A 15,562-nucleotide genomic window follows, 5' to 3' on the forward strand; every position below is an offset into this window, starting at 1 on the left:
TAAACGATTTTCTAAACTAAATACATTTTTGATGTCACAAAGTTCTATTGGTCGAGGCTCTTCGATTCAATTGAACATGAATAATATTGATCATGGAAAGGAAAAAAATAATGAAATGGTCTAACGCTCTCATTGCTGCTGCGGGTCTTTTGCTTGCAACATCTGCCACTCAAGCAAAACAAGTCATGTGTGTATTTGATTTAGTAGGCAAAAATGGTGATGTGTTTACCTTAATGAAAGATTATCAACTTGCAGCGAAAAACTGGGGTGCGGATCTGGAATTAAAAGTGAATTCAAATGAATCTGTTATTGCAGAAGATTTTAAAGCGGGTAAATGTGATGCTGTCAGTATCACAGGTATGCGTGGTCGCCAATTTAATAGTTTCACCGGTTCTTTAGATGCAATTGGTGCGATTCCAGATCTCAATCTCGCGGTAAAAGTCATGCAAGGCTTAGCAAATCCAAACTTTGCAAAATACATGACCAGCGGAAAATATGAAGTTGTTGGTGTTATTCCAGTAGGTGATGCTTTCCTGATGGTCAATGACCGCAATATCAATACCGTTGCAAAAGCAGCGGGTAAAAAAATTGCGGTACTCGACTATGATCAAGCACAAAAAATTATGGTTCAACAAATTGGTGCTCAAGCAGTTGCCGCGGATGTTACAAATTTTGGCAGTAAATTCAATAATGGTCAGGTTGATATTATTGGTGCACCTGCAGCGGTATTTAAACCTTTAGAGCTGCATAAGGGTTTAGGGACTAAAGGCGCTATTGTGAATTACCCACTGCTACAAGTCACAGGTAATATCATCATTCGTCCAGATAAATTCCCTGCTGGCTATGGTCAAAAATCTCGTGATTGGATTAAAACGCAATTGCCTCGTGCAAACACCATCATTGGAAAAATGAAAGCAGATATTCCAGCGAAATACTGGATGCAAGTTCCAGATGGTGATAAACCTGGTTATCAAAAACTCATGCGTGAATCTCGTATCAGCTTGACCAAACAAGGCGTTTATAACAAACAAATGATGAAAATCCTTTGGCAATTCCGTTGTAAAAACGATCCGAAAAACTTTGAATGTGCGCTACAAGATGAGAACTACAAATAATTCTAGATTAAATCCGATAAATTTAGTCTGAATTTACTTTAAAGTTCACTCACTGACCATATATTGAGTATGTTATACTGAATATATGGTCTTTTCATTTAAGCCATTTGAAATCTGAGGAACAATATCATGACCGCCCAAGCACTTGAGCTGACTGACAATGCTGCAAATAAAGTTCGCCAACTTCGTGATAGCGAAGGTAATCAAGATCTGATGTTACGTGTCTATGTAACGGGTGGCGGCTGTTCAGGATTTTCTTATGGTTTTAACTTTGCCGAAAGTATGAATGAAGATGATGCTGAATTCATAAATGGTGATGTAAAAATGTTGGTTGACTCGTTGAGTTATCAATATCTCGTCGGTTCTAAAGTTGACTATATTGAAGGCTTAGAAGGTTCACGTTTTATTGTAGAAAACCCGAATGCAACAACAACTTGTGGTTGTGGTTCATCATTCTCCATTTAATTCAAAGTATATTTTGAATCAAATCATGCCCTCTTCTTATGAGGGCATTTTTATGGTTAGGACATCAAGCTTAAATCGTTTCTAAAATATATTGGCTCAATTGTTTTGCATTCTGCACTGGTATCCAATGCGTCGCATCCATCACAATTTCTTTATAAGCTGCTTTTACATAATGATGATTTAAGGCGACGCTTTTAGAACCGATCGCTGAGTCATGTTTGCCCCAAATAAATAAAGTCGGCACACAAACTGGTTGGGTTAAATTTTTATTTGAACTAAATGGAAGTCCCCGATACCAATTTAATGCAGAACTTAGACGCTTTTCCACCACGATGTCTTGTTGGAAATCTTCGAGTTGTTTTGCGGTCATTCCTGAATCTTTTAATAAGCCCAGACCCAACTTTGGTAATTTCTCAAATAATAATTCTGGAATTTTGGGTAATTGGAATAAACCAATATAGTAAGATTTTAACAATTGATTACTGCTGAACATCGAACGCATAAATGCTGCTTTATGCGGTACAGAAATCGTAATCAAATGTTTTATTTTTTCAGGATAACGTTGTGCAACATCCCAAGCAACCACTGCCCCCCAATCATGTCCAACTAAATAAACCTGTTGTTGGATCATATCGATTAAAGCATTTACATCTTCAACCAAAGCAGAACTTCTATAATCACGGCGGTTTTGCGGTTGTGCACCTAAACTATAACCACGTTGATTGACAGCAAAAGTACGATAACCGTTTTGATTCAAGATCTCTGCAGTTTCTTGCCAGCTTTTATTGGTTTCAGGAAAACCATGTAACAAGACAAAAGGCTGCCCATCCAAAGGACCCGAATCTATCACATCAAAGCTAAAACCCTCTCTTTGAAATGATTCTATGCGCTGTTTCTGTATCGCTAAGTTCATTGTGATCTCAGTTTTAATTTTTATTGATAGTGGAAGCTTATGCACTATTTTTTAACAGCAGTAAAGGACAATCTCAGCGCTAAACAGGTCGATCATTGTTCTACAAAATATCTCACACTGCTATACCGCACTTGTTCTTGTTTTAAATATTGATTGCTAAGGTGTATCACTCACCTTAGCAATCATTTCAGTTTTAAACTGCTGTAATCGTGCCTAAGATACGATAGCCTTTTGCCCCCGTAACAGCAGGTAGGTTGCCACTTAACTGTTGGTCAAAACGCATGGCGAGCCACGCAAATGCGGTTGCCTCTACCCATGTCGGTGCTAAGCCTAGTGCAGAAGTCGATTGTACAGACCAATTGTGCTTACGTAGACGCCAACGGAGTTGTTCAAGTAGATGTGAGTTATAAGCACCTCCACCGCAAACATAGACCTCACCCGTATCTAGAGGCGAACGATAAATGGCTTTCTTGATGGCACGTGTCGTGAGTTTCATCAACGTTGCCTGAATATTTTCAGGGGTATCTTCTAATTCATCATATTCTAAATCATTGCGCCAATCTAAAATCTGCTCATCTAACCATTCCAAGTTAAAGTCTTCACGCCCTGTACTTTTTGGCGGTTCTTTAGAGAAGTATTCATTTGCTTGAAGGCGATCTAACAATGAACGTATCGGTTGACCATAAGCTGCCCAATTGCCATTTTCGTCATAAGGTTGCCCAGTATAACGATGACACCACGCATCCATAAGAATATTGGCAGGACCTGTATCAAAACCATAAACATTCTGCTCATCACCAGCAGGCAGCATGCTGACATTGGCAATCCCCCCTAAATTGAGAATCACTCGATGAATGGTTGAATGTTGGAATAAAGCTTGATGAAACGCTGGAACTAGAGGAGCACCCTGCCCACCTGCCGCCATATCACGACGACGAAAATCTGAAATCACAGGAATTTGAGTAATTTCCGTAATAATATTTGGATCACCAATTTGTAAAGTAAACCCGTGTTCTGGGCGATGCCGAATAGTTTGTCCATGACAACCAATCGCTTTAATTTGGCTTTTATCTAAATTATTTTCTTGTATGAGTTGGTTAATGCCATTGCCAATCATGGTTGCAAGAGCGACATCCGCCTTACCCATTCGATCGATTTCATTATCATCAGGTAAGGTCAATGCCATCAATTCATCGCGTAAATGAGGATCAAAAGCGACTGTAAGCGTGGCATGGATATGTAAAGGATCAAATGAAGCAGCAACAAAATCGACGCCATCCATGCTGGTTCCAGTCATTACGCCAATATAGATTGTTGTCATGAGATATTCTTCGCCTGCATTATGCTGAAAAAATGTTAGTATATCGCACAAATAGTCTAACTGAAGTATTTGGGTTTTTGTAATGTCAAATTTCCTGCCGGCTGAAGAACAACTTGCCCTCATTCGCCGAGGCACTCACGAAATTATTTCTGAAGAAGATCTTCTGAAGAAACTAAAAGAAAATCGTCCTTTAAAAATTAAAGCAGGATTTGATCCAACTGCCCCAGATTTACATTTGGGTCATACTGTTTTAATTAACAAATTAAAAGCGTTTCAAGATCTTGGTCATGATGTCACATTCTTGATTGGTGATTATACCGCCATGATTGGTGACCCAACAGGTAAGAGTGCGACTCGTCCACCGCTATCGCGTGAACAAGTTTTAGAAAATGCCAAAACATATCAAGAACAAGTGTTTAAAATTCTTGATCCAAATAAAACCAAAGTTCGTTTTAACTCTGAGTGGTTTGCAACAAAAACCGCTGCGGATTTGATTCAATTGGCTTCGCAGCAAACTGTTGCGCGTATGCTAGAACGTGATGACTTTACTAAACGCTATAATAGCCATCAACCGATTGCTATTCATGAGTTTTTATATCCTTTAGTTCAAGGTTACGACTCTATCGCGCTTGAAGCCGATGTTGAGCTTGGTGGTACAGACCAGACCTTTAACTTACTTATGGGACGTACTCTTCAAGGTCGTTATGATCAAGAAGCTCAAGTATGTATTACCGTACCGATCCTAGAAGGATTGGATGGCGTCAATAAAATGTCGAAGTCTTTAGGCAACTATATTGGTGTATTTGATGCCCCTGGCGCAATGTACCAAAAAGTATTGTCTATGCCTGACAGCTTGATTGAACGCTATTTTGAATTACTCAGCTTTAAGTCTATGGACGAAATTGACGTTCTTCTCAAAGAAATGGCTGAAGGTCGTAATCCGCAAGACATTAAGAAAATTCTTGCACTTGAGTTGGTTGAACGCTTCCACGGCGCAGAAGCTGCTGAACATGCACATAAAGGTGCGGGTAACTTAATCACAGAAGGTGAGCTACCTGAAGGTACGCCTGAAGTGACTATTTCTCGTGGTGAATACAATGGAGAAATCTCGATTGTGTCTATTCTACGTGCCGCAGGTTTAACCAAGAATTCAGCACAATCTAAAGATGCTGTTTCACGTGGAGCCGTAAAAGTAGATTGGGAAGTTGTGGATGCAAACTTCACTGTGAAAGAAAATGTTACTTTGGTTATTCAGGCAAGTAAAAAAGCCATTGCAAAAGTGACCTTTACCGATTAATCCCGTCTAAGCCAATAAAACCAGAAAAGCCATCAACATTGATGGCTTTTTTATTGAATAAATTTATTCACCTGCAAGTGAACATTCAAAGTTGGTGCGATCTACCGTACAGCGTGCTTTTTTCAGTACCGACATCATCACAGGATCGTACACCCCTCTTTTTGTTAACTCAATCCGCCCTTCTCGCAATAATTTCTGATAACGGAGTGCATCGTCCTTGGACACATTTAATTTATATTTTGCTGGAATTTCAGCTTCCATTTTTTCTATTTTCTTAAATGAACTTGGTAGCTGCTTCACAGCCCACTCACGTGACTTAATACCAAAACCTTCTGGAAACTGCTCAGGTTTAATAATTAAATCGGCAGTCACATTCACTACGGGATAAGTAAACATTGCACCATTGCTACCTAAACCTTTATAAATTTCCAATGGTTTATAGGCATAGGCTGGCGAAGCAATCGCATCCACCTCACCATCATTAAATTTTTTCACAAAATTAAAAATATCAGAAGGAACCCCGATTGCCCCTACACGCTCAACGGCAACCTTTTGTGCAAGATCGTAATGCAGATAGGCAAACTTTTTACCTTTGCCCTTTTCCAAAGTATTCATTGCGCGATCTTTAACAAAGATATAAGCAATACCAATCGGGGTAATCATTGCCAATTCATATTTGACCCCATTTTTTTCAGAAACCAATCTTTTTGCATTGCGTTTATCCAAGGCATAGTTGATCGCTCTTCTGGCAATTTCATTGTTGGGAATTCCTCCCAAAGCATCAATAGATCCACCAAATTTATTGTATTCACGTGAGCGCATCGTGGTCATTGCCGCGGCATCACATTTATTGGTTTTAAAATTTTTATCCACAGCTTCTTCTGACTGATACACGGTTAAATTAATATCAGCGTCCCATGCTTTGGCTGCTAAAGCCCATTCTTCCATGAGTTTATAAGATTCACCCGCTTTACCCAGTAAATCAAACACACACACATTTTGTTTTGCCTGTAGCAGAGGTGAAAAAAAAACTGAAAAAACAATCGGTAAATATCCTATTTTATTCATCATCTGACGTCCATATTTTTATAAATAGATTTATCCTTGTAGATGTAAAAGCAATCCAAGTCTTTTACTTTAACTACACATTTTTAGGTGATACTGTGATTAATTCTACATAAATTGGATATTTTTTGTTAGTTTTTTAACCAACTTTTAGATAAGATAAAAAATTCAGGACAAAATTCTGATAAAAATAAGTGACTGATCTGATTTATTGAGCGGTTTTTTTATTGAGTGATTTTAAAATTAAAATATTCTAATTATTGCTGCTGGTTTGGGAGATATACGCATTTTTTTATTGAAGCATTCACAATAAAGCATTGTTTGTTTTTTTGAATTGACCCTATTTACCCAATTTATTGTGCATTTCACTCAAGAAAAGACATTTTGTCACTTCTTTTATCAAATACATTTTTTGAACTCTACCATTTATCCTTTACTATACCGCATCCGATATTCAATAGTCAGTTTCCTATGATTCAGTTAGACCAACTTTCAATTCGCCGTGGTGGACGCATTTTATTCCAAAAAGCGTCTATGCAACTTCATCCTGGTTGGAAAATTGGTTTAACAGGTGTAAATGGTGCGGGTAAATCCACATTGTTCTCAGCACTTTTGGGTGGAATGGAGTCAGACAGCGGTAGCTTAACTCGTCCAAATATATGGACCGTAGCCCATATGGCTCAGGAAATCAAAGCCTTAGATATGAAAGCTATTGATTTTGTGTTATCTGGCGATGAAGAATATTGGCTCATCCAAGACAAACTAAACCATTCTGAAGATTTGAGTAATGATGAGTTAGCGCATTTATATAGCCGTTTTGAAGAAATTCATGGCTATACAGCTGCATCTAAAGCATCTCAACTGATGGCCGGTTTAGGTTTTTTTGAGCATCAATCAGAACTCTTGGTTTCAAGTTTCTCTGGTGGGTGGCGGATGCGTTTAAATCTTGCTCGCACCCTGATGAGTCGCTCAGACTTACTATTACTCGATGAACCGACCAACCATTTAGACTTAGATGCAATTTTATGGTTAGAAGATTGGCTCAAGGCATATGAAGGCACGCTCATTTTAATTTCACATGACCGCGATTTCTTAGATGCAATCACAGATCATATTTTACATATCGAAAATCAAGTACTGACTTTATATACTGGCAACTACTCTACTTTTGAAACCACACGTGCTGAGCGATTAGCACAACAACAACAAGCGTTTGAAAAGCAACAAGAAGCTAAAGCACACTTACAAAAATTTATTGACCGTTTTAAAGCCAAAGCGACTAAAGCACGACAAGCGCAAAGCCGTATTAAACAACTTGAACGTATGCAAGAGCTTGCCCCTGCGCATGTCGATAATCCATTTACCTTTAGTTTCCGTGAACCAAGCAAAATGAGTTCACCGCTGCTCACACTCGAACATGCAGATATTGGCTATGGCGATAAATTAATTGTCACCAATGTAAATTTACAGATTACACCAAGCAGTCGTATCGGCTTACTGGGAATGAATGGTGCAGGTAAATCGACCTTAATTAAATCTTTAGTCGGTGATTTACCGCTGATTCAAGGTTTACGTAAAGATTCTGAGTTACTCAATATTGGTTATTTTGCCCAGCACCAAATGGATGCTTTAGATGGCAATGCCAGCCCGATGTTACAACTTTCTCGCATTGCTGACCCAAAGATCAGTGAAGCAGCATTACGCTCCTTTTTAGGAAGTTTTGGCTTTAGTGGTGAACGTATGGACACCCCAAGCGAAAGCTTCTCTGGCGGTGAACGTGCGCGTTTGGCTTTGGCTTTAATCGTCTGGCTGCGTCCAAATGTTTTAATTCTCGACGAACCGACTAACCATTTAGATTTAGATATGCGCCATGCACTTACGATGGCTTTACAGGATTTTGAAGGTGCTGTGGTTTTAGTTTCCCATGAACGTCAGCTGATCGCTTCAGTCTGTGATGAACTTATTTTGGTTCATGCAGGTCAAAGCAAGGAATTTGACGGGGATTTACAAGATTATGCAACGTGGTTACGTCAAGCACGTATCGATATGATCAAGAATGGACAACAGCCTAGTGTACCTGTTCAATCTCAGGTGGTTGAAAAGCCAAGTATTTCAAAACTCGATAAAGAAGCACAACGTAAAGAAGCAGCTCGTCAACGTGAACTGAGCCGTCCTATTCGTAAAAATATCGAGAAAATTGAAAGTCAAATTGGAAAAATTCAACCTAGACTCGTAGACATTGAAGCATTACTTGCAGACTCAGCCCTTTATGAGGCAAACCGTAAAGATGATTTACTCAAACTCATGAATGAACAGACAGAGTTAAAAGTAAAATTAGAACAAGCTGAAGAAAAAATGCTTGAACTGATGATGGAACTAGAAACATTAGAAAGCTCTTTCGATTAAAAAGTGCTTTTAAATACAGTAAGCCCCTCAAATTAGCTAGAAATAGGCAAATGCCTTTTCTAGCTTTTTAATAAAATATAATTAAAAATCAATAATTTAATTTATAAAAATTATTTTATTTAAAGTTCTAAATGCAACTTCATTGCCTTAACAAAATTTAAAGCTCTATACCTCTTCTCATAAATCATCAGTAATTCAATACATAGCCACGCTATGCAAACACGCTCAGGTATTGTTTCTCATTACTCTAGATTTCCCCAGATCAAAAAGAAGGCTTTTTAACACAATAATCGAATAAAAATCATAAGCTTATTTTATTTAACATCCAAACCACATCCAACAGCCACGTCCAAGCCTAAAAGCATCTTAAAATCGATAAAATACAATCATAACTTTTATTTATAATAGGCAATTTCCACCGTGGAACATATTAGCTCAACTAAATAATAACTAAAAAGGCTTTAAAAAGACAATTCATTTGAATTTAAAAATTTTTTTTATCAATTGCTTGTGGATAAGTTAAAATTTTAAAACAGTTCTTTTGACTCATTCTTTGACAGCATTTTTTAACGATTTTGAAGTTTTATATGCAAATAAATCAGTCTGTATTGATCGAATTTAGGCTTGATTAAAAAGTTACCCACATACTTATCAACATCATTTTGGTTAATAATAGAACAAAATTCAAGTGCAAAATTTAACCGTTCGTCGCTTTTTATAATGAACATTCATCTAATTTTTTTGATTTCAGCAAAATTATTTAAAATTACATAGATCATGAATTTCGAACAATTTGTAATGAAAAAGCATAACTCGGGCTTAAAAAACTGATTTATTTATAAAAAGATTGCCGATGAAATGAGAGTTAAGTCGCTAATTCACAATAATTGTCAAAAAAAAAATAATAAATGGAGTAAATGCTCTATTTTTTTCAAACAAAGCTGATTAATATTGCGCTTATGGAAAAGTTCCTAAAGATGGATAAATAGATAAGGACGAAAATATGAAAAAAATTGCATTCGCTATTGCTGCAACTTCAATCGTTGGATTTAGTTCAGCATCTCAAGCTGCGACAGATGTCTGCGTATTTGACTTATTAGGTAAGTCAGGTGAATCATTTCAAATGGCGCAAGAATGGGCATTATCAGCAAAAAGTTGGGGCGCTGATATCAATCTCATTCCAAAACAAGATGAAGCTGTTGCAGATAACGACTTTAAAGCAGGCAAATGCGATGGCGTGTTTATGACTGCAATGCGCGCGCGTCAATACAATAAATTTGTGGGTTCAATCGACTCTATTGGTGGTGTGCCAAGTAATGCGATTGCACAAAAAGCCATTACTTTTGCCTTAGATGCGCGTAATGCTGCAAAAATGACCACAACCTTGGGTGGTAAAAAATACGAAGTTGCTGGTATTGCACCACTTGGTTCAGCATTTATTTTTGTACGTGATAAAAATATCAACTCGATTGAAAAAGCCGCTGGTAAAAAGTTTGCTGTGTTAAGCTATGACAGCGCTCAAAAAATTCTAGTACAACGTGTTGGTGCACAAGCAGTTCCTTCAGATATCACCAACTTTGTTGCAAAATTCAACAATGGTCAAGTTGATATGGTCGGTGCGCCTGCTTATGCCTATAAACCGCTTGAAATTCAAAAAGGTTTAGGTGCAAATGGGGCAATGTTTAACTTCCCTGTATTACAAGTAACTGCTGACTTTGTCATCCGTCCTGAAAAATTCCCTGCAGGTTTTGGTCAAAAATCTCGTGATTATTTTGTGAAAAACTTGCCAAAAAGTTTTGCTATGATTAATCGCCTAGAAGCGACTATTCCAGCAAAATACAAAATGAATTTAACCGCTGAAGATAAGCTGAAATATCAAAAGTTAATGCGTGATGGCCGTTTAGAACTGACTAAACAAGGTATTTATGATGCAGGCATGATGTCTGTGTTGAAAAAAGCACGTTGTTCAGTAGATAAAGCCAACTTTGAATGTACGCTAGGTGGTGAATAATACTTTAGCTGAAATAAGCTAAAGTCTACAAAAAACCAGCTTTGAGAAGCTGGTTTTTTTGTTTTAAATAGAAGCAGTAGCACTATCAAAATTAAAATAAGGGCTATAAAAAAGGGAATAAACCGAGGTTTATTCCCTTTTATTGATTAAAATGAGTTTAATTAAGCATCAATATCTGCATTTAATGCATTTTCTTCAATGAACGCACGACGTGGTTCTACATCATCGCCCATTAAACATGCAAACATACGATCGGCTTCAATCGCATCATCAATGGTCACTTGCAGCATATTACGGTTTTCAGGATCCATTGTGGTTTCCCAAAGCTGTTCAGCATTCATCTCACCCAAACCTTTATAGCGTTGGATCATCATGCCACGACGTGAATCTGTCAGAATGTGTTGCCAAACTTGATGGAAAGTCGAAACGTTGATTTTACGTTCGCCTTTTTGCAGATAAGCACCTTCTTCTAACAAGGTGAACCAGCTCTTCGAGTTCTGCAATAAACGCTTATATTCGCCCGATGCCAATAAACCCGCATCTAATAAATAGCTATGCGGTAAATTGTGCACATAAATCGTTATACGCGGGAAATAAATCGTCGTTTTAAGCCCATCAGCAGTTTCTTTATCAAAGGGTTCCAAGCTCAACACTGGACGTAAACTCGGTTGCGTTGTTTCAATCGCAGCACGAAGTTTCTCACCCCATTGTTGTACATAATCTTGGTCATGATTTTGATCAAGTTTAAAATGCTCAAGACTTAATAAACCATCCAGCAAGGTCGCAGGATAACGTACAGTTAAACGCTGCAAACTCTTTTGAGAGGTTTGATAATCAGCAATTACTTTCTCTAATGCTACGCCACGAATTGCAGGCGCTTCAGCATTGACACGTAATTCAAGTTCATCAATCGCATTTGAAATCAAATAAGTTTCTAAAGCATCATTGTCTTTAATGTACTGCTCTTGCTTACCTTTTTTCAGTTTATACAATGGTGGTTGTGCAATATAAATATAACCACGTTCCACAAGTTCTGGCATTTGACGGAAGAAGAAAGTCAAAAGCAGGGTACGAATGTGTGAACCATCCACGTCAGCATCGGTCATGATAATGATTTTATGATAACGCAACTTGTCTGGGTTATATTCTTCACGGCCAATACCACATCCTAATGCAGTAATTAGCGTACCCACTTCCTGTGATGAAATCATCTTATCGAAACGTGCACGTTCCACATTCAGGATTTTACCTTTGAGCGGAAGAATGGCTTGCATTTTACGGTTACGGCCTTGTTTTGCAGAACCGCCCGCAGAGTCACCCTCGACTAAGTATAATTCTGAAAGTGCTGGATCTTTTTCCTGACAGTCTGCCAACTTACCTGGAAGACCGGCAATATCAAGCGCACTCTTACGACGTGTCATTTCACGTGCTTTACGAGCAGCATCACGCGCACGTGCAGCATCAATGATCTTGCCTGCAATAGATTTTGCAGCCTGAGGATTTTCTAATAAATACTCAGAAAAGGCTTTGTTCATTGCCTGCTCGACAGCAGGTTTAACTTCACTCGACACCAATTTTTCTTTGGTTTGAGATGAGAATTTAGGATCAGGTACTTTAACTGAAACAATTGCTGTTAAGCCTTCACGCGCATCATCACCAGTAACTGCAACTTTCTCTTTTTTGAGTAAGTTTTCATTTTCCATGTAGCTGTTTAAGCCACGTGTCAACGCTGCACGGAAACCAGCTAAATGCGTTCCACCATCTTTTTGTGGAATATTGTTGGTAAAGCAACGAACATTCTCTTGATAGGTATCATTCCATTGCAAAGCAACTTCAACACCTATGCCATTTTCAGCTTGAGTGGTGAAATGGAAGATTTCATTGAGATGGGTTTTACCTTGGTTAATATATTTTACAAACTCAGATAAACCACCTTCGTAATCGAAGACATGTTCTAAGGCAACACGTTCATCACGTAGGACAATACGAACACCCGCATTCAAGAATGAAAGTTCACGTAAGCGACGTGCCAAAATATCGACATTAAAAATCGTTTGGCTAAACGTTTCAGTACTTGGCCAGAAACGAACAATGGTCCCTGTGGTTTCGACATCACCCACAATTTTTAACGGATAAACCGGATCACCATGTTTATATTCTTGTTGATGAATATGACCAGCACGATGAATCGTAAGTTCAAGTTTGCTTGAAAGTGCATTAACTACAGATACACCTACGCCGTGCAAACCGCCTGAAACTTTATAGCTATTATCATCAAACTTACCACCTGCGTGCAGAATCGTAAGAATTACTTCTGCAGCAGAGACACCTTCTTCTGGGTGAATATCAGTTGGAATACCACGTCCATTATCTGCAACGCTGACTGACTCATCTTCATGAATCGTCACTAAAATTTCATCACAATGACCAGCTAAAGCTTCATCAATCGCGTTATCCACGACCTCAAATACCATATGGTGTAAGCCTGAACCATCATCAGTATCACCAATATACATACCTGGGCGTTTACGAACTGCATCTAGACCACGTAATACTTTGATACTAGAGGAATCATAAGCCTTTTCAATGGTTGGTTCTGTTTGAGAAGCTATTTGATCTTCTGAACTCATGGTTTCTCCCTAGTGAAAAATAGGTCTTTCCAAAATTGGCTAAAATCTAAAATCATGTTGCAACAACACTTACCTGACCTTGGTCAACATTGAATAACTGGTAGGAAATAGACAAATCATGTAAATGTTTTTTTACTGATTCATGGTCTAGTGTGGTAATAAAAACTTGACTACCAAGTTGGCTCAATCGCTCAATTAAACGTTGTTGTGCACTTAAATCTAATTCTGCTGTCACATCATCTAATAATACCACAGTTTCTTTATTACAGGCATGTAACATGGCAATTTGTGATAGTTTTAAAGCCATTATCAACAACTTTTTCTGCCCTCTAGACAGTACCACATCCGCTTCGCCTAAAGGGGTTTTTAATCGGATATCTGCACGATGCGGTCCATACTCGGTATAACGTCGATCAACATCTTTTTGGTGATATTGAATCAGGTCATTGGCCAAACCATGTTCCACATGGAACCCTGCACTGTATTCCATTTCAATCTTTAAATCGGGCAGCAACTGCGCCAAATCTTCTTGCAAATATAACTTCCATTGCTCTACTATTTCGACCCGTTGAGAATGCAACATTTCACCATAATCACTGAGCATTTTGTTCCACGGCTCTAAATCAAGCAAAGTCAGATTACGTTTGGTTTTAAGTAAGCTATTTCTTTGCTTTAAAGCGCGTGAATAATATTGCCACGCATGATAGAAATCTGGTTCCACGTGAAACATGAGCCAATCCAACAATTGGCGACGTGGTTTTGCCCCATGATCAATAATATCGGTACTTAATGGGTCAATCAGTTGCAATGGCAAGATTTTGGCAAGCTGCCCTTGGGTTGCAACAGTATCACCATTGACTTTAATTAACTGCTCACCACTTTGCAGCTTTTGCATACCAATCTTTTCAGTTAAAGATTGGGCAAAAACAATGGCGTCTGATTGATTATTTTGAATGTAATTTTTCGGGATATGTGTTCGAAAAGATCGACCTGTTGCCAATAAATGAATGGCTTCTAAAATCGAAGTTTTGCCTGAACCATTTTGTCCATAAAAAACATTAAACGGTTGCAACTCATGCAGAGCAACCGTCTTGAGGTTTCGAACACGTTGTATATTTAAACGCGTAATATGCATGGCTATGATTTAAAAATAAATCAATTAAACACGCATCGGCATCACAACATAAGTTTGATTAGATTGGGTTGGATCTTGTACCAATACCGACTGATTCGCTTCAGACATGGTCATTGCGACATCATCACCATCTAAAACACTTAATACATCTAAAATATATTGCGCATTAAACGACATTTCCATCGGTGCATTGGCATATTGAATAGCTAAATCTTCAATCGCTTCATCTTGCTCAGGGTTATTGGCACGTAATTGCAAAGAATCAGCATTAAAGTTTAAGAATACGCCACGTAATTTTTCATTACTTAAAATCGCAACACGTTGTAAGGATTGCTTAAATACATCATGTGGAATATTTACAACTTTGTCACCGCCACGTGGAATCACACGACGATAATCAGGGAATTTCCCATCAATTAATTTTGTTGTGAAACGTACCGTAATATCGCCTTGTTCTTTGTCGCGGCTAGAGGTTTGAATGGTAACATTTAACAATTCACGACCAATTAACAAGGTCAGTTGCTCATCTTCAATACTTAAAAGACGTTGTAACTCACCGACTGCTTTACGTGGAACAATGGCTTGAACCAATTGTGCAGCGGTTGAAGACGCTAATGTTTCACACAATGCTAAACGGTGCCCATCGGTAGTGACTGCGCGTAATTGATTTTCATCAATTTCCAATAATGTACCTGTCAGGTAAAAACGTACATCTTGCACAGCCATGGCAAATGAAGTTTTTTCAAATAAACGTTTTAATTCACGCTCAGTGACTTGAACTTGAGTGCCTTGGCTATTTTCATTGGTTAACAATGGATAATCTTCAGCAGGTAAGGTTCCTAAAACAAAGCGGCTGTTTCCAGATTTTAAAATACAGCGTTGATCTTCAGTGATCTGCAAATCAATCAAAGCTGCTGCTGGTAAAGATTTACAAATATCGACCAACTTACGTGCAGGAACTGTGGTTTCCCCTGCTTGTAAACATGCACCTTCAGCTAGAGTTGTACTTGCCACAAGCTCCACTTCCAAATCTGATCCTGTAATCGTAAGGGCTTGATTTGTAGCTTGAATTTTCACGTTTGAAAGAATGTTTAAAGTATGGCGACGTTCAACTGCTCCAACCACATGGGACAAAACATTAAGTAAGCTCTCTTTCGCGATTTTCAAACGCACGGTGGAATTCCTCTAACTAAATATGACAAAA

General features: G+C 38.3%; 11 protein-coding genes. 5 read left to right on the plus strand and 6 right to left on the minus strand.

Translation table 11 applies throughout. The features are described from left to right. Positions 1-110: 110 nt before the first annotated feature. Complete coding sequence (locus CQZ96_RS13525) at positions 111-1,115, plus strand: putative solute-binding protein (RefSeq protein WP_004818193.1); 1,005 nt, start codon at positions 111-113, stop codon at positions 1,113-1,115. A gap of 129 nt (positions 1,116-1,244) precedes the next feature. Continuing rightward, positions 1,245-1,580: an iron-sulfur cluster insertion protein ErpA gene (erpA, locus tag CQZ96_RS13530; RefSeq protein WP_004718915.1), complete on the plus strand. Its 336-nt coding sequence runs from the start codon at positions 1,245-1,247 to the stop codon at positions 1,578-1,580. 70 nt (positions 1,581-1,650) lie between these two features. Here the strand turns inward: erpA and CQZ96_RS13535 are convergent, their stop codons facing one another. Next, complete coding sequence (locus CQZ96_RS13535) at positions 1,651-2,493, minus strand: alpha/beta fold hydrolase (protein ID WP_056515544.1); 843 nt, start codon at positions 2,491-2,493, stop codon at positions 1,651-1,653. Positions 2,494-2,686: 193 nt separating this feature from the next. Then, on the minus strand, positions 2,687-3,814 hold the full coding sequence (locus tag CQZ96_RS13540) for an anhydro-N-acetylmuramic acid kinase (protein WP_035370790.1): 1,128 nt from the start codon (positions 3,812-3,814) through the stop codon (positions 2,687-2,689). An 82-nt stretch (positions 3,815-3,896) separates the two neighbouring features. Here CQZ96_RS13540 and tyrS point away from each other — a divergent pair, with 82 nt between their 5' ends. Further along, positions 3,897-5,111 carry a tyrosine--tRNA ligase gene (gene tyrS, locus CQZ96_RS13545; protein ID WP_004718921.1) on the plus strand — a complete coding sequence of 405 codons (1,215 nt, stop codon included), beginning with the start codon at positions 3,897-3,899 and terminating at the stop codon, positions 5,109-5,111. A 63-nt stretch (positions 5,112-5,174) separates the two neighbouring features. On the opposite strand, the gene CQZ96_RS13550 is transcribed toward tyrS, so the two are convergent. Then, positions 5,175-6,179: a putative solute-binding protein gene (locus tag CQZ96_RS13550; RefSeq protein ID WP_218619759.1), complete on the minus strand. Its 1,005-nt coding sequence runs from the start codon at positions 6,177-6,179 to the stop codon at positions 5,175-5,177. Between the two features lie 468 nt (positions 6,180-6,647). On the opposite strand from CQZ96_RS13550, the gene CQZ96_RS13555 reads away from it, so the two are divergent. Together CQZ96_RS13555 and CQZ96_RS13560 are read left to right on the plus strand one after the other, a co-directional pair. Then, the gene (locus CQZ96_RS13555; protein WP_105714703.1) at positions 6,648-8,582 is read left to right on the plus strand and encodes an ATP-binding cassette domain-containing protein; all 1,935 of its coding nucleotides are present in this window, start codon (positions 6,648-6,650) and stop codon (positions 8,580-8,582) included. 1,003 nt (positions 8,583-9,585) lie between these two features. Next, complete coding sequence (locus tag CQZ96_RS13560) at positions 9,586-10,593, plus strand: putative solute-binding protein (protein WP_004718925.1); 1,008 nt, start codon at positions 9,586-9,588, stop codon at positions 10,591-10,593. Positions 10,594-10,754: 161 nt separating this feature from the next. Here the strand turns inward: CQZ96_RS13560 and gyrB are convergent, their stop codons facing one another. Genes gyrB through dnaN form a run of 3 tightly spaced genes read right to left on the minus strand, consistent with a single transcriptional unit; the run spans position 10,755 to position 15,531 of the window. Beyond that, the gene (gene gyrB, locus CQZ96_RS13565) at positions 10,755-13,223 is read right to left on the minus strand and encodes a DNA topoisomerase (ATP-hydrolyzing) subunit B (RefSeq protein ID WP_004718929.1); all 2,469 of its coding nucleotides are present in this window, start codon (positions 13,221-13,223) and stop codon (positions 10,755-10,757) included. Between the two features lie 52 nt (positions 13,224-13,275). Further along, positions 13,276-14,358: a DNA replication/repair protein RecF gene (gene recF / locus CQZ96_RS13570; protein WP_004718931.1), complete on the minus strand. Its 1,083-nt coding sequence runs from the start codon at positions 14,356-14,358 to the stop codon at positions 13,276-13,278. 24 nt (positions 14,359-14,382) lie between these two features. Next, positions 14,383-15,531: a DNA polymerase III subunit beta gene (gene dnaN, locus CQZ96_RS13575; RefSeq protein WP_004718933.1), complete on the minus strand. Its 1,149-nt coding sequence runs from the start codon at positions 15,529-15,531 to the stop codon at positions 14,383-14,385. Positions 15,532-15,562 lie beyond the last annotated feature (31 nt).

It is taken from the genome of Acinetobacter sp. MYb10 (genome assembly GCF_002980175.2).
GTDB lineage: Bacteria > Pseudomonadota > Gammaproteobacteria > Pseudomonadales > Moraxellaceae > Acinetobacter > Acinetobacter guillouiae.